Raw genomic sequence first — 18,808 nt, 5'->3', positions numbered from 1 at the left:
GCACGCTGCTGAGCGCGCCGCCGTAGCGGCCGAAGGGGGTGCGGATGGCGTCGCAGATAAAGGCGTGGTGTTGGGCGTGGTTCATGGTGAGGGGTGAAGCAAAAAAGTCGATCAGTCCAACAAGGGGCCGAGGTCGGCCACGCGGTGGCCGTGGCCTGAGGCGGCCACCAGGGCCTGCAGGTCGCGTTGCAGCGTGGCGCGGTCTTGCTGGCGGGCCCAGAACACCGGGCCACCTTCCCAGCGCGGGAAGCCATAGCCTTGCACCAGCACCACGTCAATGTCGCTGGGCCGCGCGGCCACGCCTTCGGCATACAGCCAGGCGGCCTCGTTCACCATGGCCAGCAGGGCGCGGCGGCAGATGGTGGCGGCGTCCAGCGGCTGGCGCGTGATGCCCCGGCGCGCGCTGGCCTGCTCGATGAGCTGGCGCACCACGGCGTCGGTGCCGGGGGCGGCGCGGCCATCGGTGTAGGTGTAGTAGCCCGCGCCGGTCTTGCGGCCCAGGCGGCCTTGTTCGCACAGGCGGTCGAGCACGTCCACGTAGCGCTCGCGCGGGTCGCGCGTGGCGGCCTGGGCCAGGCGCATGCGCCAGGCAATGTCCAGGCCCGAGAGGTCGGCCACGGCAAACGGCCCCATGGCGAAGCCCATGCCGGTGAGGGCGCGGTCCACGTCTTCGGGCCAGGCGCCGTCTTCCAGCATGAACTCGCACTGGCGGCGGTAGGCGTTGTAGATGCGGTTGCCAATGAAGCCGAAGGCGTTGCCGCAGGGCACGGGCAGCTTCTTCAGGGCCTTGCCCAGCGCCATGCCGGTGGCCAGCACGTCGGGCGCGGTCTGCGCGCCGCGCACCACTTCCAGCAGCTTCATCACGTTGGCGGGGCTGAAGAAGTGCAGGCCCAGCACGTCTTGCGGGCGGGTGGTGGCCTGGGCGATGGCGTCGATGTCGAGGTACGAGGTGTTGGTGGCCAGCACCGCACCGGCACGGGCGTGGCGGTCGATGCGCTGGAACACCTCGCGCTTGACGCCCAGGTCTTCGTACACCGCCTCGATCACCGCGTCGGCCTGGGCCAGCGCGGGCCAGTTCAGGGTGGTGCTCAGGCGGGCCTGGGCCTGCTCGGCCACGGCGGCGCTCACTTTGCCGGCGGCCACGCGCGAGCGGTAGTGCTCGGCCACGCGGGCCTGGCCGCGCGCCAGGGCGTCGGCGTCTTGCTCCAGCAGCAGCACCTGCAGGCCGGCGTCGAGCGCGCAGATGGCAATGCCGGTGCCCATGGTGCCCGCGCCCACCACGGCCACGGTGTGCACGGCGCGGGGCGCCACGCCCTCGGCCTGCGGCAGGCGGCTGGCCTCGCGCTCGGCCTTGAACTGGTGGCGCAGCGCCTGGGCCGGCGTGCTGGACAGCAGGCCCAGGAACAGCTCGCGCTCGCGCGCCGCGCCTTGCTCGAACGGCAGGGCACACGCCTGCACCGCGTCAAGCAGGGCGGCGTAAGCGGGTTGCAGGCGCTGGCGCGGGGTGAGGCGGGCGCGGTGCTCGGCCACCTGGGCCTGCACGCGGGCGGCGTCCAGCGGGCGCTGGCGCACGGGCAGTGGCGCGGCACCAGGCTCGGCCCAGCGGCGGGCCAGCTCGCTGGCGGCGGCCACCGGGTCGGTGCTCACCACCGCGTCGAACAGGCCGCTGCTGGCCAGCGACTGGGCGCTGCGGGTCTGCCCGGCCAGCATCAGGTCCAGCGCCAGGTCCACGCCCACCAGGCGCGGCAGCAACTGGGTGCCGGTGGAGCCGGGAATGAGGCCGAGCTGGATTTCGGGCAGGCCCACCTTGGCATCGGCCTGGGCCACGCGGCCGTGGCAGTTCATGGCCAGCTCCAGCCCACCGCCCAGCGCCACGCCGGTGATGGCGGCCACCACCGGCTTGCGGCAGTGGGCCACGCGGGCCAGCACGCTCAACAGAATGGGCTCTTGCAGTTGCGCGGGCGTGCCCAGCTCGCTCACGTCGGCCCCGGCGGAGAAGGCCTTGGCGCTGCCGGCGAGCACGATGCCGCGCACCGTGGGGTTGGCCTCGGCGGCGTCGATGGCCTCCACCATGAAGCGGCGCAGCGCCAGGTTCAGGCTGTTGACGGGCGGGTGGTCGAGGCGAATGACGGCGATGTCCATGGGCAGCAGGAGGGGCAAAACAAAAAGGGGGCGCGGGGGCGGCGCGGGCTCAGATGACGCGGCGCGCCTGCAGGTCTTGCAGGTCGTCGGCCGACAGCGAGGTCAGGGACTGCAACACCTCTTGCGTGTGCTGGCCCAGCAGCGGCGGCGCGCTGCGGTAGGCCACGGGCGTGCCCGAGAGCTTCAGGGCGCTGCCGGGCACGCTCACCTGCCCGGCGGTGGGGTGCGGCAGGCGCACCAGCATGTCGCGCGCCAGCACCTGCGGGTCTTGGAACACGTCGGCCATTTGGTTGATGGGGCCGCAGGGCACGCCCGCGGCCTCCAGCGCGGCGATCCACTGCGCGCGGGTCTTGTGGCGCATGAGGTCGTCGAGCAGGGGAATGAGCACCTGGCGGTGGCGCACGCGCTGCGGGTTGGTGCTGAAGCGCTCGTCGCTGGCCAGTTCGGGCGCGCCGGCCACCTCGGTGAGCTTGCGGAACTGGCTGTCGTTGCCGCAGGCCACGATCACCCAGCCGTCGGCCACCTGGAAGGTCTGGTACGGCACGATGTTGGGGTGGGCGTTGCCCCAGCGCACGGGCGACTGGCCGGTGGCCAGGTAGTTGGTGGCCATGTTGGCCATCATGGCCACCTGGGTGTCGAGCAGGCAGATGTCCAGGTGCTGGCCTTCGCCGGTGCGGTCGCGGTGCGTGAGCGCCGCGAGGATGGCGATGGTGGCCTGCGCGCCGGTGAACAGATCGGCAATGGCCACGCCGGCCTTTTGTGGCGACGAGCCGGGCACCTGCTCGCCTTCGCCGGTGACGCTCATGAAGCCGCCCATGCCCTGCACGATGAAGTCGTAGCCGGCGCGCGGCGCGTAGGGGCCGGTCTGCCCGAAGCCGGTGATGGAGCAATACACCAGCCCGGGGTGCTCGGCGCGCAGCGACTCGTAATCCAGCCCGTAGCGGCGCATGTCGCCGACCTTGAAGTTCTCCACCAGCACGTCGCACTGGGCCACCAGCTCGCGCACGATCTGCTGGCCCTCAGGGGTGGCGATGTCCAGCGTGACGGAGCGCTTGTTGCGGTTCACCGCCAGGAAGTAGGCGGCCTCGGTGGTGGGCTGGCCTTGCGCGTCGGGCGCGAAGGGCGGGCCCCACTGGCGGGTGTCGTCGCCCTGGCCGGGGCGCTCGATCTTGATGACATCGGCCCCCAGGTCGGCCAGGGTCTGGGTGCACCAGGGCCCGGCGAGCACGCGGGTGAGGTCCAGTACGCGAAGGTGTTGAAGCGGTCCCATGGGGCGTCTCTTGTGTCTCTTGTGTCTCGTGTGGCGGTGGGTCTCAGGCCTGGCGCATCAGGTGCTTGCCGATGATGAGTTGCTGAATCTGCGTGGTGCCTTCGTACAGGCGCAGCAGGCGCACGTCGCGGTAGAAGCGCTCGACCTTGTATTCGTTGATGTAGCCCGCGCCCCCGTGGATCTGCACGCCACGGTCGGCCACGCGGCCCACCATTTCGGTGGTGAAGAGCTTGGCGCACGAGGCCTGCATGCTCACCTCGGGGTCGCTCTGGCCCACGGGCTTGGCGTCGTAGCGCTGGGCCACGGCCTGCACCATGGCGCGCCCGGCCAGCAGCTCGGCCTGGCTGTCGGCCAGCATGGCCTGGATGAGCTGGAAGTCGCCGATCTTCTGGCCGAACTGGCGGCGCTCCTGCGCGTAGGCCAGGCTCTCGTTCAGGATGCGCTGGGCCATGCCGCAGGCCAGGGCCGAGACGTGCAGGCGCCCGCGGTCGAGCACCTTCATGGCGGTGCCAAAGCCCTTGCCCGGCACGCCACCGATGATGTTGGCCGCTGGCACGCGCACGTTGTCGAGGTACACGTCGCAGGTCTTGGTGCCGCGTTGGCCCATCTTCTTGTCGGGCTTGCCCAGGGTGATGCCCGGCAGGTTAGCCGGCACCACAAAGGCCGACACGCCCTTGGCGCCGGGCCCGCCGGTGCGCGCCATCAGGGTGAAGGCGCCGGCGCGCGGCGCGTTGGTGATGTAGCGCTTGGCGCCGCTGATGAGGTAGTCGTCGCCATCGGCCACGGCGCGGGTTTGCAGCGAGGCCGCGTCCGAGCCGGCGTTGGGCTCGGTCAGGGCGAAGGACACGATGAGCTCGCCCGAGGCGATGCGCGGCAGGTAGCGGGCCTTCTGCTCGGGCGTGCCGTCCATGAGGATGCCTTGCGAGCCAATGCCGATGTTGGTGCCCACCACCGAACGGAAGGCCAGGGCGGTCTGGCCCAGCTCGAAGGCCACCTCGCACTCCTGCGCCATCGACAGGCCAATGCCGCCCCATTCCTCGGGAATGGACAGGCCGAACAGGCCCAGCTCTTTCATGTCGTCCACGATGTCGGCGGGCACCTCGTCGTGTTCTTCCACGCTGTTTTCCGCCGGCACCAGGCGCTCGCGCACGAAGCGCTGCACGCTGTCCAGCAGCAAAGAAAAGGTCTCGTTGTCCAGTGCCATGTGTGGTGTCTCAAAAGCCGTGTTCACGCGCACCCCACCCGTGGGGGCACGACCGGCTGGCATTGTGATAGGGAGTCAATTCGTTGACAATTCCGCTTTTTTTGAAAACAACGTCACATTTTTTTTGACAATCAAGCCATGGACTTCTCTGGACTGCTGCTGCTGGTGGACATCGTGGACGCGGGCGGCCTCAGCCGCGCGGCCGAGAAGCTCAAGGTCAGCCGGGCCAACGTGAGCCACCGGCTGCAGCAGTTGGAGAAAGCCGTGGGGGTGCAGCTCATCCGGCGCACCACGCGGCGCATCGAGCCCACCGAAATCGGTCTCACGCTCTACCGCCACGGCAAACACATTCGTGATGAACTGCTGGCCGCCGAAGAGGCCGTGGCCACGCTGGCGCGGGGCCTGCACGGCTCGGTGCGGGTGAGCGTGCCCACCGGCTTTGGGCAGTGGGTGATGACGGACTGGCTGATCGAGTTCAAGCAGCGCTTCCCCGACATCAGCCTGGAGCTGCTGTTCGAGAACCGGGTGGACGACCTGCTGCGCGACGAGGTGGACGTGGCCATTCGGGTGATGACCGAGCCGCCTGAGGCGCTGGTGGCCAAAGAGCTGGGCGTGGTGCGCTACGTGGCCTGCGCCTCGGCCGCTTACGCGCAGGCCCACGGCCTGCCCGCGCACCTGGACGGGCTGCAGCGGGTGCCGGTGATCACCTCGCCAGCGGCCGGGCGCGAGCTGCGGGTGGCGGGCTACCTGGGCGAGCAGCGCCACGAGCTGAAGCTGCAGCCCAGCATCGCCTCAGAGAACTTCCAGTTCCTGCACCAGGCCATCCTGGCGGGCCTGGGCGTGGGCCTGGTGCCGCGCTACGTGGTGGCGCAAGACATGGCCGAGGGCCGCGTGGTGGCGGGCCTGAGCGACTGGCGCCTGAGCATCTTCGGCAGCCGCCTGTTCCTGCTGCGCATGCCCGACCGCTACCAGACGCTGGCGGTGCGCTCGTTCGTGGACTTCATTGCAGAAAAGGCCCAGTCGCTGCGCGACTGAGCCTTTTGCTGAACTGGCACCGACGCAGGCCAAGCCCGCGTCAGGCCGCGCCCAGGCGCTCCATGGGCGGGCGCTTGAGCGCGATGGTCACCGTCTTTTCCTCGGTGTAGAAGTGGCGCATGCCCTCGATGCCCTCGCGGCCCACGCCCGAGTTCTTGTAGCCGCCAAAGGGGAAGCGCAGGTCCAGCACCATGGGGGTGTTGACCAGCACCACGCCGGCTTCAATGGCGCGGGTGGCGCGGTTCACCTGGGCCAGGTCGTTGCTCCAGAGGTAGCTCACCAGGCCGAACTCGGAGGCGTTGGCGATGCGGATCGCGTCCTCGAAATCGTCAAACACCTGGAAGGCCGCGAAGGGGCCGAAGATTTCTTCCTGGCACACGCGGTTGTCGTTGGACGGCATGAGCACCGCCGTGGGCTCCAGGTAGTAGCCGGTGGGCAGGTTCGCCGGGCGCTTGCCGCCGCACAGCAGGCGGCCGCCCTCTTGCTCGGCCAGGGCCACGAAGGACACCACGCGGGCGTAATGCGCCGCGTTGGACAACGGGCCCACCTCGGTGCCCGGGTCCAGCGGGTCGCCCACGCGAATGGCCTGGGCGCGCGCCACGAAGCGGCGAATGAACTCGTCGGCGATCGAGCGGTGCAGCAGGATGCGCGAGCCGGCGAAGCACTGCTGGCCGTTGTTGGTGTAGATGGAGGTGAGCGCACCGTCGAGCGCGTCGTCCAGGTTGGCGGTGGCGGTGACGATGTTGGCCGACTTGCCGCCCAGCTCCAGGTCCACGCGCTTCAGGCCGGGCGCGGCGGCGGCCGCGATGGCGCGGCCGGTGGCCGTGCCGCCGGTGAAGGACACCACGCGCACGTCGGGGTGGCGCACCAGGGCATCGCCGGTGACGGCGCCGCGCCCGTTGATCAGGTTCACCACGCCCGGTGGCACGCCGGCCTGGGTGAGGATTTCCATGAAGCGCGCCACCGCCAGCGGCGTGGTCTCGGCGGTCTTGAGCACGCAGCAGTTGCCAAACGACAGGGCCGCGGCGATCTTGGTGGAGGCCAGGGCCAGCGGGGCGTTCCACGGCGAGATCAGGGCCGCCACGCCAGCGGGCTCGCGCAGCACGTAGCGCAGGTACTGGTCGTCTTGAATGCCGGCCTTCTCCACGTTTTGCGACTGCCAGTCGGCAAAGAAGGAGAAGTTGCGCACGATGCGCGGCAACTGGCGCGAGCGCAGGTAGCGCAGGGGCAGACCGCTGTTGAGCGACTCCAGCTGGGCGAGTTCGTCCAGGTGGGCCTCGGTGAGCTGGGCGATCTGGCGGAAGATGGCCTGCTTCTCGGCGGCCGGCTTGCCGGCCCACACGCCTTGCTGGTGGGCGCGGCGGGCGGCCTGCACGGCGCGGTCGGTCTCGGCCGCGTCGGCCTCAGACAGCCGGGCCACCACCTGCTCGGTGGCGGGGTTGACCACGTCCAGCAGGTGAGCGCCCGCGGGCTGCCACTGACCGTCGATGTAGCTGGTGACGCACTCGCGCGAAATAGAAGAGGCCTGCGTGCTCATGCCATGAAGCTCCCGCCGTTGATGTGGATGGTCTGCCCGGTCATGTAGCTGGCCGCCGGGCTCAGCAGGAACAAGATGCCCTGGGCAATGTCGTCGGGCTGGCCCAGGCGGCCCAGGGGCACGCCGGTGAGAAAGCGGTTCATGTCCAGGCCGGTGGCCTTCACGTCGCGGCCGGTGCCGCCCTTGAGGAAAGCGGTGTCCACCACGCCAGGGGCGATGCCGTTCACGCGCACGGCGGGCGCCCACTCGGTGGACAGCGCGCGCACCAGGTTGATGACGCCGGCCTTGGAGGCCGCGTACGGCGCGTAGCCCACGTGCGGCACGCGCACGCCGAAGGTGGACGACACCAGCACCGCGGCGGGCGAGCCGCCCTGGGCGGCGGCGCTTTGCAGCAGGGGGGCGGCCGCGCGGGCCACCAGGAACATGCCGCGCAGGTCGGTGTTGAGGATGTCGTCCCACTCGTGGGTCTTCATGTCGGCCACGGCCACGCGCTCGCCGGTGTAGCCGGCCAGGTTCACCAGGCTGTCGATGGCGCCCCACTGCTGGGTGAGGGTGGCGAAGGCGGCTTGCACCTCGGCCTCGTTGCGCACGTCGCACGGCAGCGCCAGCACACCCTCTGGCGGGGGGAAGGCCTCGATCGAGCGGGCGATGTCCAGCACCGCCACCTGCAGGCCCAGCGCGCGCGCCAGGCCCACCAGCGAGCGGCCCATGCCGCCACAGCCACCCACCACCACCAATTTCCGCCCAGGCGCGGGCACAAATTGGGAACTGATATTTTCCCGAGACAAATTGATCTCCCTGAATTTATTCAATCGTGCCAACTTCGGCCAATGCCTTGGCCCAGTTGTCGGTGTCCAATACCAATCGTTTCTTCATTTCATCCAAACTCACATTGAGCCAGGGCTGATTCGATTGGGCGCGATAGGCTTTTTGCACTTCCGGGTCTTGCATGACCTTTTTGGCGGCGTCCTGCAATGCCTTGAGAATGGGTTCCGGCGTTTTGCTGGCGGCGTAAACGGCCACGCCATAAGACCAATCCAGGTCCTTGTAGCCCAATTCGGTGAAGGTGGGCACATCGGGCAGGAATTCGCTGCGCTGGGTGGCCACCACGGCCAGAATGCGAACGCGGCCGTTCTTTTGCAATTCGCGCGCCTGGCCAATGCCGACAAAGCCCATGTCCACCTGGCCGCCGAGCATGTCGGCCACCATGGGGCTCTCGCCACGGTAGGGCACGTGGGCGGCGTCTTTGGCGCCGAGCTGCTTCATGAGATGGTGCTGCATCACGTGGGTGGACGTGCCCTTGCCGTACGAGCCGTAGGCCACTTTGCGGCCCTTGACCCAGGCCTCCAGCTCTTTCATCGACTTCACGCCCGTGCCCTCGCCCACGGCAAAGGCCAGCGGGGTGACGCACAGGCCCACCACCGGGGTGAAGTCCTTGATGGCGTTGTAGGTGGGCTTCACGCCGGCGGGCACCGAGGTGAGCTGCGAGGTGACGGTCAGCAGCAGGGTGTAGCCGTCGGCGTTGGCCTTGTAGACCGAGTCGGCGCCGATGGTGCCCGAGGCGCCGCCCTTGTTGTCCACCACCACCGGGGTTTTCAGTTCTTCGCCAAAGCGCTTGGAGAACACGCGGGCGATGTTGTCGGCGTTGCCACCCGCCGGGTAGGGCACCACCACCTTGATGGGCTGGCTGGGAAAGCGCGGGGAAGATGCCAGGGCGGGCGCGCCCAGCACAGCGGCGGCGCACAGCACGATGGATTGGCGACGGTTGATCGTTGACATGCTTGTCTCCTTGGAATGAATGGTCCGTTGGCCTGGCCGGGCGCTAGTGTCGGGCGGCCTGCCGGCCCGACCCACCCGTTTCCCGCCACTGTTTCGCCTGTCGGAACCAATCTGCACCAATCGGTCGGGCGACCGACTGGTGCAGGGCCCTCAGGATCAGAAGTGGTGGCGCAGGCCCACCTCGTAACCGCGCGAGGACGAGCCACCGGCAATGCCGGAGGCGCCACCCGGCACCACGAACTTCGCGTTGCCCTTGTTGGACACGAACATGGTGGTGCCGTACACGGCGGTGCGCTTGGAGAGGTTGTGCACGTAGCCCAGGCCCAGGGCGTTGACGTCGTCGCCGTCCACGCTCACGTTGGCGGCGGTCAGGCCCGACTGGTTGATGCGGTGGTAGATGGCGCGAATCGCACCCTGGCCCACGGGCCACTCGGCGCCCAGGCTGAAGTTGGACTGCTTGGCGTTCATGAAGCGCATCTGGGCCAGGCCGGCGGTGATCTTCACGTCGTTCCACTTGGTGGTGCCCACCACGCCCTGCAGCGTGAAGTCGCTGTCGCTGGTGCTCAGGTTGGTCTTGCCGCTGTACACCGACACGTCGTTGCTCTTGTCGCTGTAGCCCACGCGCAGGCCGTGGAAACTGAAGTCGCCAGCGGCGGTGCCGGCCTCACGGCCCGAGATCATGGCGTTGGCGTAGAAGCCGCCCAGGCCAGCGGGGGTGTAGTACTGGATGGCGTTGTTGGTGCGCGCGATCGAGGTGTTGGTGCTGGCGGCGCCGAAGGCGCGCGAGACCACGTTGGAGGCGGTGGAGCTGTAGAGCATGCCCATGCCGGCGGCGCCCACGTAGCCAAAGGTGTCGGCGCTGGTGTAGGCGCGGAACAGCGGCGTGTAGTCGCGGCCCAGGCGCAGTTCGCCGAAGTTGCCGCTCAGGCTCAGGGTGGCGCGGCGGTCCCAGAAGGTGGCGCCGGTGCCGCCCACGCCGGTGTCGGCGGCCACGGTGGATTCCAGCCAGAAGCTGGTCTTCAGGCCGCCGCCCAGGTCTTCCTCACCGCGCAGGCCCCAGCGCGAGGTGGCGTTGTTGCCGCTGTTCATCGAGGTGAGTGAGCCCTTGCTGTTCTTCACGTGGCGCACCCCCAGGTCCACCGCGCCAAACAAGGTGACGCTGGACTGGGCCAGGGCGGCACCGGCAGAGGCGAACAGCAGGCCAGCGGCCACGGCGGCTTTCGCGGGCGGGCAAACGAAATGCGAATTCAAACGGCTAAACATGGGGTCTCCAAAGGCTAATGGCGTTCATTTTTTTTGCCGCCGCCGCCCACAGCAACGCGAGACGGATTGGCGGCAATCGGTGCGGAAATTTCCGCGCCGCGAATGGTGGTGGGGGCCGATGGCGAAGGCCATCGCAAATGCGCCGAGTTCCACCAGACGGAACTCGGAAGCTTGGCGCATGGGCAATTTCCCTAGGCAAAAAACCCGAAGTTCCGCACACCGGAACTCTTGCCGTTTGGCCATGCAAGCGCCCAGACCGCCTCGCATACTGCGCCCCATTGCCGAAAAGCCGTCGCGCCATTTCCGCCATCTTTTCTGCAATCTTTTCCGCCATCCATTGCGCTGGATTCACCCCAACCCAACCGCCCATTGAGTGCCATGAACGACCATTCCCGCCTGCCCGATTACCAAGTCGCCGGCCACGCCGATACCACCGTCTTCCTGCTGCACGGCGCCTATGGCTCCAAGGACTACTTCCGCCACGAGATCGAGACCCTGGTGCGCGCCGGACTGCGCGTGGTGGCCTGGGACGCCCCGGGCTACGGCATCAGCCCCCTGCCCGAAGGCGGCCTGAGCATCGAAGGCCTGGCCGAGGCGGCGGGCCGCCTGATCGACAAGGAAGGCACCACCACCAACGTGGTGCTGGGCCACAGCATGGGCGGCATCACCACGCCGGCGGTGTACGCGGCGCGGCCAAACAAGGTGCACGCCATTGCCATTTCGGCCACCGTGGCCTCCTTCAGCCAGAAGAGCGAGGAAGACCGCAAGACCTTCCTGGCCGAGCGCATTGACCCGCTGAACAACGGCAAGTCGTTCCGCGAGACCGCCGCGCCGGTGGTGAATTCGATGTTCGCGCCCATGTCCAAGGGCCCGATGGTGGAGCTGGTGCGCGAAGTGGCCCTGAGCACTGCCAAAGAGACCTTCTGCGCGGCCATCAAGGCCATCACGGAATACGAGGGCGTGGACAACCTCAAGTCGGTGAAGGTGCCCACGCTGCTGCTGGCCGGCCAGTACGACAAGGTGGGCCGCCCTGAGGGCATGGAGCGCATCAAGGCGCAGTTCGTGCCCCACGCCGACTACTGCCTCATTCCCGACGCCGCCCACTACGCCTTCGCCGAGCAGCACGAACTGTTCAACCAGCACCTGCTGCGCTTCATCAAAGACCGCGTGCAGGCCGCCTGAGCCCACCCCCACAAGACAGGAGACACACCATGATTCGTTCGCTTCTTGCCAAGCTGCTGCCCACGGTGCTGGCGGCGGCCGCCCTCGGCACCGCCCACGCGGGCGAGTGGCCCGAGCGCCCCATCAAGCTGGTGGTGCCCTACCCCGCCGGCGGCCTGACCGACATCGTCTCGCGCATCGTGGGCGAAGAGGTGGGCAAGGCGCTCAACACCTCGGTGGTGATCGAGAACAAGGCCGGCGCGGGCGGGCAGATCGGCCTGCAAGGCGTGCTGCAAGCCCCCAAGGACGGCTACACCGTGGCCCTGGTGGTGCCGGCCACCATGGTGACCCTGCCCCTGACCAACCCCGACTACAAGATCAAGCCGCTGGAGCAGTTCGAGCCCATCACCATCGCGGTGGACACCTTCATGGCCCTGGTGGTGGACAACCGCCTGGGCGTGAAAACGGTGAACGACTTCGTGGCCCTGGCCAAGAAGAAGCCGGGCGACCTGAACTACGGCACCCCCGGCGCGGGCACGAGCTTTCACTTCAACAACGTGCTCATGGCCCAGAAGCTGGGCATTGACACCGCCCACGTGCCCTACAAGGGCGAGGGCGCGATGCTCAACGACATCGCGGGCGGCTCGCTGCACTACGCCCTGGTGTCCAACACCGGCAAGACCTATGTGGACGCCGGGCAGGTGACCGCCCTGGCCGTGACCTCGGCCAAGCGCGTGAACTCGCTGCCCAACGTGCCCAGCTTCAAGGAATTGGGCATTGACTTCACCACCGACGGCTGGGTGGGCTACGTGGTGGCCAAGGGCACACCGGCCCCGGTGCTGAGCAAGCTCAACGCCGCCTTCGTGAAGGCACTGAACACCCCGGCCGTGAAGAAGCGGCTGGAGGACATGGGCTACCAGGTGGTGGCCGGCACGCCGGAGCACTTCGTCAACGAGGTGAAGGCCGGCACCAAGAAGTACTCGGAGCTGCTGCGCTCAGGCGCGGTGAAGCTGAACTGATCGCCCCTCTTCATCGACCCCAAAGGAGCCCGACATGCAAAAGATTCTGCGAACCTTCCAATCGACCATCAGCCCCGACAACGACCACCCCTTCCTGAAAGGCCCTTTCCAGCCCGCCATGGAAGAGTGGGTGGCCGACACCGACAGCATGAAGGTGATTGGCGAAATCCCGAAAGACCTGCACGGCATCTACGTGCGCAACACGCACAACCAGGTGCACGAGTCCATCGGCATGTACCACCCGTTCGACGGCGACGGCATGTTGCACGCCATGCACTTCGAGAACGGCAAGGCCACCTACCGCAACCGCTTCGTGGAAACCACCGGCTTCCTGGCCGAGCAGGCCGCCGGCCGCTCGCTATGGCCCGGCATGCTCTCACCGCAACTGCAGGCCCGCCGTGGCTGGGGCTCGATGGGCGCCATGAAAGACAACGCCGGCACCGACGTGAAGATCCACGCCGGCAAGCTGCTGGCCGGCATGTCACAGGGCAGCGAGCCCTGGCGCCTGGACCCGATCACCCTGGAGACCCTGGGTGCCGACCCCGACTGGGCGCGCTTCGTGCCCGATGGCGTGGCCTCGCACTACAAGATCGACAACGAGACCGGGCACATGATGTTCTTCAACTACCCGGAGAAGCCGCCGTACATGAACTACGGCGTGGTGGACAAGCACAACCGCCTGGTGCACTACGTGCCCATCGACCTGCCCGGCGCCCGCTGGCCGCACGACCTGGGCATCACCAAGAACTACACCATCCTGCACGACCTGCCGTTCCACTTCGACAACGAGCTGCTGGCCAAGGGCCAGCGCAAGATGACCTTCTACCGCGACCGCCCGGCGCGCTTTGGCATCTTGCCGCGCTTTGGTGACTCCGCCTCGGTGCGCTGGTTCGAGGGCACGCCCTGCCACATCCTGCACCTGGCCAACTGCTACGAAGACGGCGACGAGGTGGTGATGGACGGCTGCATCATGCCCAACCCCCACAAGCCCAACGTGGGTCAGAGCACCAGCGAAGGCCGCCAGGCCGCGTACGACAAGATCCGCGCGCACCTGGACAAGCACAACAACCCCACGCTCATGTACCGCTGGCGCTTCAACCTGAAGACCGGCGAGACGAAGGAAGAGCAGATCGACGACGAGATCACCGAATTCCCGGTGGTGTCCAACGACTACGTGGGCCGCCCCTACCGCTACAGCTTCAACGTGCTGTACGAAAAGGGCGAGTGGCTGTTCCGTGGTCTGAAGCGCTACGACATGTTCACGCGCCAGACGCAATCGCTGGAGTACGGCAAGGGCCGCTACGGCAGCGAGCCGCAGATCGGCCGCCGCGTGGGCGCCACCAGCGAAGACGACGGCTACGTGCTCACCTTCGTGAACAACATGGCCGAGAACCAGTCGGAGTGCTGGGTGATCCCGGCGCAAGACATCACCCGTGGCCCGCTGGCGCGCATCATCCTGCCGCACCGCATTTCGGCCGGCACGCACGCCTGCTGGGTGGAAGGCGACCGCATTCACGGCGAAAACCGCAACCCGCGCTACCTGCCGGCATGACGAGCACCACCCAACACCTCGCCCTGGTGCCCGGGCTCAACAACACCCGGGCCGTGTTCGACGGCGTGGTGGCCCACCTGCCCGCCGGCATCACGCCCCACGCCCTGGACAACCCGCCACTGGAGACGGTGGAGGCCATTGCCCAGGCCTGGCTGGCCCAGTTGCCCGAGCGCTTCTGGCTGGCGGGCTTTTCCTTCGGCGGCTACGTGGCCCTGGCCATGCTGGAGGCCGCGCCCGAGCGCGTGCAGGGCATCGCCCTGCTCTGCACCGCCCCCTTTGCCGACAGCGAAGCGGCGGCGCAAAAGCGCCTGGCCGCGCTGGACGCCGTGGCCCAGGGGCGCTACTTCGAGATGGTGTCGGCGCAAGCGGGCAATGCCTTCCACCCCGACAGCCTGAACAACAGCGCCCTGATGGCCGCGCGCCAGCGCATGGTGCAGGCCTACGGCCCGCAGACCTACGCCGCCCACGTGCGCGCCACGGCCGCGCGGCCCGACCGCAGCCACCTGCTCAACGGCGACCGGCCCACGCTGGTGCTGGCCGCTTCGCACGACCGGGTGTTCGCCCCCGAGACCTTGCAGGCCTACGCCCGCCACATTCCCGGCGCCCGCGTCGAGACCGTGGCGCACGCCGGCCACTTGGCCCCCATGGAGCAACCCGCCGCCGTGGCCGCTGCGCTGCAGGCCTGGGTGGAAGGCGCGGCGTGAACCACACACCCGGCTTTGTGCGGCACGACGTGACCGTGCCGGTGCCCGGCGCCGACCTGGCCGCCTGGTGGTACCAACCCACCACCCAGGGCCCCTGGCCCGCGGTGGTGATGGCCCACGGCTTCGGCGCGGTGAAGGACATGTTTCTGGACCGCTTCGCCGAGCGCTTCGCCCGCGCCGGCCTGGCCGTGCTGGTCTTTGACCACCGGGGCTTTGGCCACAGCACGGGCGAGCCGCGCCAGGAAGCCGACCCCGAGCAACAGGCGCGCGACTACCGCCACGCCATCACCTGGCTGCGCGCGCAGCCGCAGGTGGCGCGCGAGCGCATTGGCCTCTGGGGCACCAGCTACAGCGGCGGCCAGGTGCTGCAGGTGGCCGCGCAAGACCGCCGCGTGGCCTGCGTGGTGGCGCAGGTGCCCATCATCAGCGGCAGCGAGCAACTGCGCCGCCGGGTGCCCCCCGAGCAGCAGCAGGCCGTGCACGACGGGTTCGCCCAGGAGCGCGACCGCCTGGCCGCCGGCCACGCCCCCACCTGGCGCGCCCTGATCCCCGAGGCCGATGGCCCCAGCCCCATTTACCGCGCCCCCGAGGCGGTGGCCTTCTACGGCCAGGGCTTGGCGCTCTCAAGCACCTGGCGCAACCGGGTGACGCTGAGTTCGGTGGCCATGTCGGCCGAGTTCGAGCCGGGCGCGCACATCCACCACATCAGCCCCACGCCCTTGCTCATGGTGGTGACCACGCACGACACCACCACGCCCACCGACCTGGCCCTGGCCGCCTACGAGCGCGCCTTGCAGCCCAAGCAACTGGTGCTGCTGCCGGGCGACCATTTCGTGCCCTACCAGCGCGAGTTCGAGAAAGCCAGCTCGGCCGCCCTGGCCTGGTTCGTGGAACACCTGGGGCCCGTGGGCGCGTAAGCGCCCAGGCGCGCGCCGCTCAGAACTCTTTGGGCACCACCAGCTTGGGCGGGCGGGCGGCGCGCATTTCCGCCTGAATGTCCTGCACCATCTGCTTCAGGGCTGGCCCCATGTCGCTTCGCATCAGGGACAGCGGCATCTGGTTGGACGGCCCGGCCATGTGGAAGACATAGGGCGTGTTGCTGCCCATGGGCACCATGCCCACCGCCACCCCGCTCACGTCGCGCCCCAGCGAGCGCTGCGACACGATGTAGCCATAGCGCTCGTGTTCCTGGTGGGCGCGCTCGATGCGGTTGCGCGCCTCCACCCATTGATCGCCCAGTTGCTTGCGCAGGCCTTCGATCACCTGCTCACGGTCTTTCACCGGGGTGTTGACCAGGCTGGCCAGGCCCAGTGAGGTCTGGCTCAGCGGCAGGTGGGTGCCGGCGTCGAAATTCACCACCAGGCTCGCCAGACTGGGCGGGCGGCACACCTCCAGCAGCACCACCGACAGGCGATCGCGCGTGCCCATGGTCACGGTCAGGCCAAAGCGCTGGCTCAGGGCTTCCATGTGCGGCCGCGCGATGCGCTGCAGGCCCAGCTTGCGCTGCACGCTCACGCCCAGGCCCAGCACGCGAGCCCCCATGGCCAGCTTGCGCGAGCGCGGGTCCACCTGCAGGTAGCCGAGCTTGACCAACGTGGACGTGAGGCGCGACACCGTGGCCTTGGGCAGGCCGGTGAGCTCCACCAGTTGCTGGTTGCCCAGCAGCTCGCCCTCGGAAAAACAAGACAGGATTTCGAGCCCCTTGGCCAGGGAATGCACGAGGCCTGTCCCCGATTCCTGGAGTTGGTCCGGTGTCTTCACGTGGGTCGCCATGGGGTGGTGCTTCTCAAGTTGCCCCGCCGCCTGAGCGGCCACCTGTGTGCAAGGCGACCACCCGAGTGCGCGGGGCGGGCCCGAACTGTACCGGATAGAGAAGGCGCCAGTGCCCCGTGAAAACACGCGCCAGGCGAGCCCCCAGCCCGCCTGGCCCACCTTCAAGCGTCAGGCCACGTAGTGCATGAACTTGGTGTCGAGGAAGGCTTCCATGCCCTCAGTGCCCGATTCGCTGCCGTAGCCGCTGTCCTTCACGCCGCCAAACGGGGCCTCGGGCACCGACACGCCCATGCCGTTCACGGCCAGGCTGCCCACCTCCAGCCGCTCGGACACGGCCAGGATGGCCTTGGCCGAATCGGTGAACAGGTAGCCCGCCAGGCCATACGGGTTGTGGTTGGCCTGGGCGATGGCCTGGTCCAGCGACTCGAAGGGCACGGCGCAGGCCACGGGGCCGAAGGGCTCTTCGCTCATCACCGGCGCGTCCAGCGGCACGTCGGCCAGCAGGGTGGGCGCCACGAAGTAACCGGCCTCGGGCACGGCGCTGGCCACGGGCCGCGCACCAGCCGCCACCGAGCGGGCAATGAGGTCTTGCACCGCGGCCTGGCGGCGCGCGCTGGCCACCGGGCCCATCTGGGTCTCGGCCGCCATGCCCGCCCCCACGCGCAGGGCCTGGGTGGCGGCGCCGAAGGCGTCCACGAAGTCGCCGTAAATGCGGCGGTCCACGAAGAAGCGGGTGGGCGCCAGGCAGGCCTGGCCGGCGTTGCGGAACTTGTGCTGCACCATCAGGTTGACGGTGCGCGCAATGTCGGCGTCGCCGCACACGATCACCGGCGCGTGGCCGCCCAGCTCCAGCGTGATGCGCTTGAGGTGGCGGGCCGACAGCTCGGCCAGGTGGCGGCCCACCGGCACCGAGCCGGTGAAGGTGACCTTGCGCACCACGGGCGAGGCGATCAGCGCCTGCGACACCTCGGCGGGCACGCCGTAGAGCAGTTGCACCACGCCGGGGGGCAGCTCCTGGTTGAGGCAGTCCACCATGGCGGCCACGCTGGCCGGGGTTTCCTCGGCCGCCTTGAGCACGATGGAACAACCCGCCGCGATGGCGCCACCCAGCTTGCGCGCCGAGAGCACCAGGGGAAAGTTCCAGGGCGAAAACGCCGCCACCGGGCCGACCGGGAACTTGAACACCTCCATGCGGCTGTTGGGCAGGCGGGCCGGGATCACGCGGCCGTACACGCGGCGCGCTTCTTCGGCGTACCACTTGATCAGGTCGGCCGCCATGGCGCATTCCATGCGGGCCTCGGCCAGGGTCTTGCCCTGCTCCAGCGTGAGCAGGTGGGCGATGCGCTCGGTGTTCTCGCGCAGGCGGGCCACGCCGCGCTCCAGGCGGGCGCAGCGCTCGTGCGCGGGCACCTGGCGCCAGTGCTCAAAGGCTTGCTGCGTGGTTTGCAGGGCGAGTTGCAGGTCGTCGGCACTGGCCAGGCGCAGCTCGTCCAGCGGCTCGCCGGTGGCGGGGTTGCGCACCACCAGGCGTTGCTCGTGGCGGCCAGGGCGCCATTCGCCCCCGATCAGCAGCTCGGGGCAGCGGTAGGACGCGGTGCTCATATGTTGCGGCCCCCGTCCACGTCCAGGCACACGCCGGTGAGGAAGCTGGCGTCATCCGACGCGAGGAAAGCCACGGCCGAGGCCACGTCGTCGGGGCGGGTGAAGCGGCCCAGCGGAATGCGCGAGAGGAAACGCTCGCGGTTGGCGGGCGTGTCTTCCATGCCCATGAAGTCGGCCATCATGGGCGTCTCGCCGATCATGGGGTTCACCGCGTTGATGCGCACGCCCGAGCGGGCGAACTCCAGCGCCAGGCCTTTGGTGAGGTTGATCATGGCGGCCTTGCTGCCGCTGTACCAGGTCAGGCCCGGGCCGGGGCGCACGCCGGTGGTGGAGGCCACGTTGACCATCACCCCATGCCCTTGCTGGGCGAAGTGGGGCAAGGCGCACTGGGCAGACCAGTACACGCTTTTCAGGTTCACGCGGTAAACGCGGTCGAACTCGTCTTCGGTCACGGCCAGCGCCGGCTTGTTGCGGTGCGTGGTGCCGGCGTTGTTCACCACGATGTGCAGCCCGCCGAGCTGGGCGATGGCGGCATCGACCACCGCGCGGTAGTCGGCCTCTTTCGACACGTCGCAGGCCATGCCCAGGGCGCGGCCACCGGCCTCGTTGAGTTCGGTCGCCATGCGCTGCGCGCCCTCGGCGTTGAGGTCGGCCACCAGCACGGCCGCGCCGGCCTGGCTGAGTCGGCGGGCGATGGCCGCGCCAAAGCCCGAGGCGCCACCGGTCACGATGGCCACTTGTTTGTTCAGGTTCATGGTGTTGGGTTG

The 18,808-nt window shown here is 68.8% G+C and carries 17 protein-coding genes; 6 read left to right on the top strand and 11 right to left on the bottom strand.

All coding sequences use genetic code 11. The features are described 5' to 3' along the window. Positions 1 to 111: 111 nt before the first annotated feature. The 3 genes from ACE3RQ_RS17885 to ACE3RQ_RS17875 are packed head-to-tail and all read right to left on the bottom strand — an operon-like array spanning position 112 to position 4,616. Positions 112 to 2,142, bottom strand: coding sequence for a 3-hydroxyacyl-CoA dehydrogenase NAD-binding domain-containing protein (locus ACE3RQ_RS17885; RefSeq protein ID WP_374523440.1), 2,031 nt, complete (start codon positions 2,140 to 2,142; stop codon positions 112 to 114). Between the two features lie 49 nt (positions 2,143 to 2,191). After that, the gene (locus tag ACE3RQ_RS17880; protein ID WP_374523439.1) at positions 2,192 to 3,412 is read right to left on the bottom strand and encodes a CaiB/BaiF CoA transferase family protein; all 1,221 of its coding nucleotides are present in this window, start codon (positions 3,410 to 3,412) and stop codon (positions 2,192 to 2,194) included. Between the two features lie 43 nt (positions 3,413 to 3,455). Beyond that, positions 3,456 to 4,616 carry an acyl-CoA dehydrogenase family protein gene (locus ACE3RQ_RS17875; protein WP_374523438.1) on the bottom strand — a complete coding sequence of 387 codons (1,161 nt, stop codon included), beginning with the start codon at positions 4,614 to 4,616 and terminating at the stop codon, positions 3,456 to 3,458. A 138-nt stretch (positions 4,617 to 4,754) separates the two neighbouring features. On the opposite strand from ACE3RQ_RS17875, the gene ACE3RQ_RS17870 reads away from it, so the two are divergent. Then, complete coding sequence (locus tag ACE3RQ_RS17870; RefSeq protein WP_374523437.1) at positions 4,755 to 5,651, top strand: LysR family transcriptional regulator; 897 nt, start codon at positions 4,755 to 4,757, stop codon at positions 5,649 to 5,651. Positions 5,652 to 5,691: 40 nt separating this feature from the next. On the opposite strand, the gene ACE3RQ_RS17865 is transcribed toward ACE3RQ_RS17870, so the two are convergent. The 5 genes from ACE3RQ_RS17865 to ACE3RQ_RS17845 all read right to left on the bottom strand — a co-directional run bounded on the left by ACE3RQ_RS17865 (position 5,692) and on the right by ACE3RQ_RS17845 (position 10,410). Beyond that, on the bottom strand, positions 5,692 to 7,188 hold the full coding sequence (locus tag ACE3RQ_RS17865; RefSeq protein WP_374523435.1) for an aldehyde dehydrogenase: 1,497 nt from the start codon (positions 7,186 to 7,188) through the stop codon (positions 5,692 to 5,694). Beyond that, positions 7,185 to 7,919, bottom strand: coding sequence for an SDR family NAD(P)-dependent oxidoreductase (locus tag ACE3RQ_RS17860; protein ID WP_374523434.1), 735 nt, complete (start codon positions 7,917 to 7,919; stop codon positions 7,185 to 7,187). Before ACE3RQ_RS17860 ends, ACE3RQ_RS17865 begins: the two co-directional genes overlap by 4 nt. A gap of 73 nt (positions 7,920 to 7,992) precedes the next feature. After that, the gene (locus ACE3RQ_RS17855; RefSeq protein ID WP_374523433.1) at positions 7,993 to 8,967 is read right to left on the bottom strand and encodes a Bug family tripartite tricarboxylate transporter substrate binding protein; all 975 of its coding nucleotides are present in this window, start codon (positions 8,965 to 8,967) and stop codon (positions 7,993 to 7,995) included. Between the two features lie 156 nt (positions 8,968 to 9,123). Continuing rightward, the gene (locus ACE3RQ_RS17850) at positions 9,124 to 10,230 is read right to left on the bottom strand and encodes a porin (RefSeq protein ID WP_374523432.1); all 1,107 of its coding nucleotides are present in this window, start codon (positions 10,228 to 10,230) and stop codon (positions 9,124 to 9,126) included. A 24-nt stretch (positions 10,231 to 10,254) separates the two neighbouring features. Then, positions 10,255 to 10,410, bottom strand: a complete 156-nt coding sequence (locus ACE3RQ_RS17845; protein ID WP_374523431.1) for a hypothetical protein — start codon at positions 10,408 to 10,410, stop codon at positions 10,255 to 10,257. Positions 10,411 to 10,608: 198 nt separating this feature from the next. Here ACE3RQ_RS17845 and ACE3RQ_RS17840 point away from each other — a divergent pair, with 198 nt between their 5' ends. From ACE3RQ_RS17840 to ACE3RQ_RS17820, 5 genes are read left to right on the top strand one after another with little or no spacing between them, the layout of a single operon-like run. Beyond that, entirely contained in the window at positions 10,609 to 11,412 is an 804-nt protein-coding gene (locus tag ACE3RQ_RS17840; protein WP_374523430.1) for an alpha/beta fold hydrolase, read from the top strand. A 29-nt stretch (positions 11,413 to 11,441) separates the two neighbouring features. Next, complete coding sequence (locus ACE3RQ_RS17835) at positions 11,442 to 12,410, top strand: Bug family tripartite tricarboxylate transporter substrate binding protein (RefSeq protein WP_374523429.1); 969 nt, start codon at positions 11,442 to 11,444, stop codon at positions 12,408 to 12,410. Positions 12,411 to 12,444: 34 nt separating this feature from the next. Next, positions 12,445 to 13,962: a carotenoid oxygenase family protein gene (locus tag ACE3RQ_RS17830; RefSeq protein ID WP_374523428.1), complete on the top strand. Its 1,518-nt coding sequence runs from the start codon at positions 12,445 to 12,447 to the stop codon at positions 13,960 to 13,962. Next, complete coding sequence (locus ACE3RQ_RS17825; RefSeq protein WP_374523427.1) at positions 13,959 to 14,666, top strand: alpha/beta fold hydrolase; 708 nt, start codon at positions 13,959 to 13,961, stop codon at positions 14,664 to 14,666. The genes ACE3RQ_RS17830 and ACE3RQ_RS17825 overlap by 4 nt, the downstream gene beginning before the upstream one ends. Further along, positions 14,663 to 15,583, top strand: a complete 921-nt coding sequence (locus ACE3RQ_RS17820) for an alpha/beta hydrolase (protein WP_374523426.1) — start codon at positions 14,663 to 14,665, stop codon at positions 15,581 to 15,583. The genes ACE3RQ_RS17825 and ACE3RQ_RS17820 overlap by 4 nt, the downstream gene beginning before the upstream one ends. Positions 15,584 to 15,602: 19 nt before the next feature. Here the strand turns inward: ACE3RQ_RS17820 and tsaQ are convergent, their stop codons facing one another. From tsaQ to ACE3RQ_RS17805, 3 genes are all read right to left on the bottom strand, one after another. Next, the gene (gene tsaQ / locus ACE3RQ_RS17815; RefSeq protein WP_374523425.1) at positions 15,603 to 16,439 is read right to left on the bottom strand and encodes an IclR family transcriptional regulator TsaQ; all 837 of its coding nucleotides are present in this window, start codon (positions 16,437 to 16,439) and stop codon (positions 15,603 to 15,605) included. A gap of 168 nt (positions 16,440 to 16,607) precedes the next feature. Beyond that, complete coding sequence (locus ACE3RQ_RS17810) at positions 16,608 to 18,041, bottom strand: NAD-dependent succinate-semialdehyde dehydrogenase (RefSeq protein ID WP_374523424.1); 1,434 nt, start codon at positions 18,039 to 18,041, stop codon at positions 16,608 to 16,610. Next, the gene (locus ACE3RQ_RS17805; RefSeq protein ID WP_374523423.1) at positions 18,038 to 18,796 is read right to left on the bottom strand and encodes an SDR family oxidoreductase; all 759 of its coding nucleotides are present in this window, start codon (positions 18,794 to 18,796) and stop codon (positions 18,038 to 18,040) included. The genes ACE3RQ_RS17810 and ACE3RQ_RS17805 overlap by 4 nt, the downstream gene beginning before the upstream one ends. Between the last annotated feature and the right edge of the window lie 12 nt (positions 18,797 to 18,808).

Source organism: Hydrogenophaga sp. (genome assembly GCF_041913525.1).
Lineage (GTDB): Bacteria > Pseudomonadota > Gammaproteobacteria > Burkholderiales > Burkholderiaceae_C > Hydrogenophaga.
This window is presented reverse-complemented; position numbering and strand designations above follow the sequence as displayed.

Excerpts from the sequence above, each read along its gene's own strand:
- ACE3RQ_RS17880 (WP_374523439.1), bottom strand. The coding sequence starts at position 3,412 with ATGGGACCGCTTCAACACCTTCGCGTACTGGACCTCACCCGCGTGCTC.
- ACE3RQ_RS17885 (WP_374523440.1), bottom strand. The coding sequence starts at position 2,142 with ATGGACATCGCCGTCATTCGCCTCGACCACCCGCCCGTCAACAGCCTG.
- ACE3RQ_RS17830 (WP_374523428.1), top strand. The coding sequence starts at position 12,445 with ATGCAAAAGATTCTGCGAACCTTCCAATCGACCATCAGCCCCGACAAC.
- ACE3RQ_RS17865 (WP_374523435.1), bottom strand. The coding sequence starts at position 7,188 with ATGAGCACGCAGGCCTCTTCTATTTCGCGCGAGTGCGTCACCAGCTAC.
- ACE3RQ_RS17875 (WP_374523438.1), bottom strand. The coding sequence starts at position 4,616 with ATGGCACTGGACAACGAGACCTTTTCTTTGCTGCTGGACAGCGTGCAG.
- ACE3RQ_RS17810 (WP_374523424.1), bottom strand. The coding sequence starts at position 18,041 with ATGAGCACCGCGTCCTACCGCTGCCCCGAGCTGCTGATCGGGGGCGAA.
- tsaQ (WP_374523425.1), bottom strand. The coding sequence starts at position 16,439 with ATGGCGACCCACGTGAAGACACCGGACCAACTCCAGGAATCGGGGACA.
- ACE3RQ_RS17870 (WP_374523437.1), top strand. The coding sequence starts at position 4,755 with ATGGACTTCTCTGGACTGCTGCTGCTGGTGGACATCGTGGACGCGGGC.
- ACE3RQ_RS17855 (WP_374523433.1), bottom strand. The coding sequence starts at position 8,967 with ATGTCAACGATCAACCGTCGCCAATCCATCGTGCTGTGCGCCGCCGCT.
- ACE3RQ_RS17840 (WP_374523430.1), top strand. The coding sequence starts at position 10,609 with ATGAACGACCATTCCCGCCTGCCCGATTACCAAGTCGCCGGCCACGCC.
- ACE3RQ_RS17805 (WP_374523423.1), bottom strand. The coding sequence starts at position 18,796 with ATGAACCTGAACAAACAAGTGGCCATCGTGACCGGTGGCGCCTCGGGC.
- ACE3RQ_RS17850 (WP_374523432.1), bottom strand. The coding sequence starts at position 10,230 with ATGTTTAGCCGTTTGAATTCGCATTTCGTTTGCCCGCCCGCGAAAGCC.
- ACE3RQ_RS17845 (WP_374523431.1), bottom strand. The coding sequence starts at position 10,410 with ATGCGCCAAGCTTCCGAGTTCCGTCTGGTGGAACTCGGCGCATTTGCG.
- ACE3RQ_RS17825 (WP_374523427.1), top strand. The coding sequence starts at position 13,959 with ATGACGAGCACCACCCAACACCTCGCCCTGGTGCCCGGGCTCAACAAC.
- ACE3RQ_RS17835 (WP_374523429.1), top strand. The coding sequence starts at position 11,442 with ATGATTCGTTCGCTTCTTGCCAAGCTGCTGCCCACGGTGCTGGCGGCG.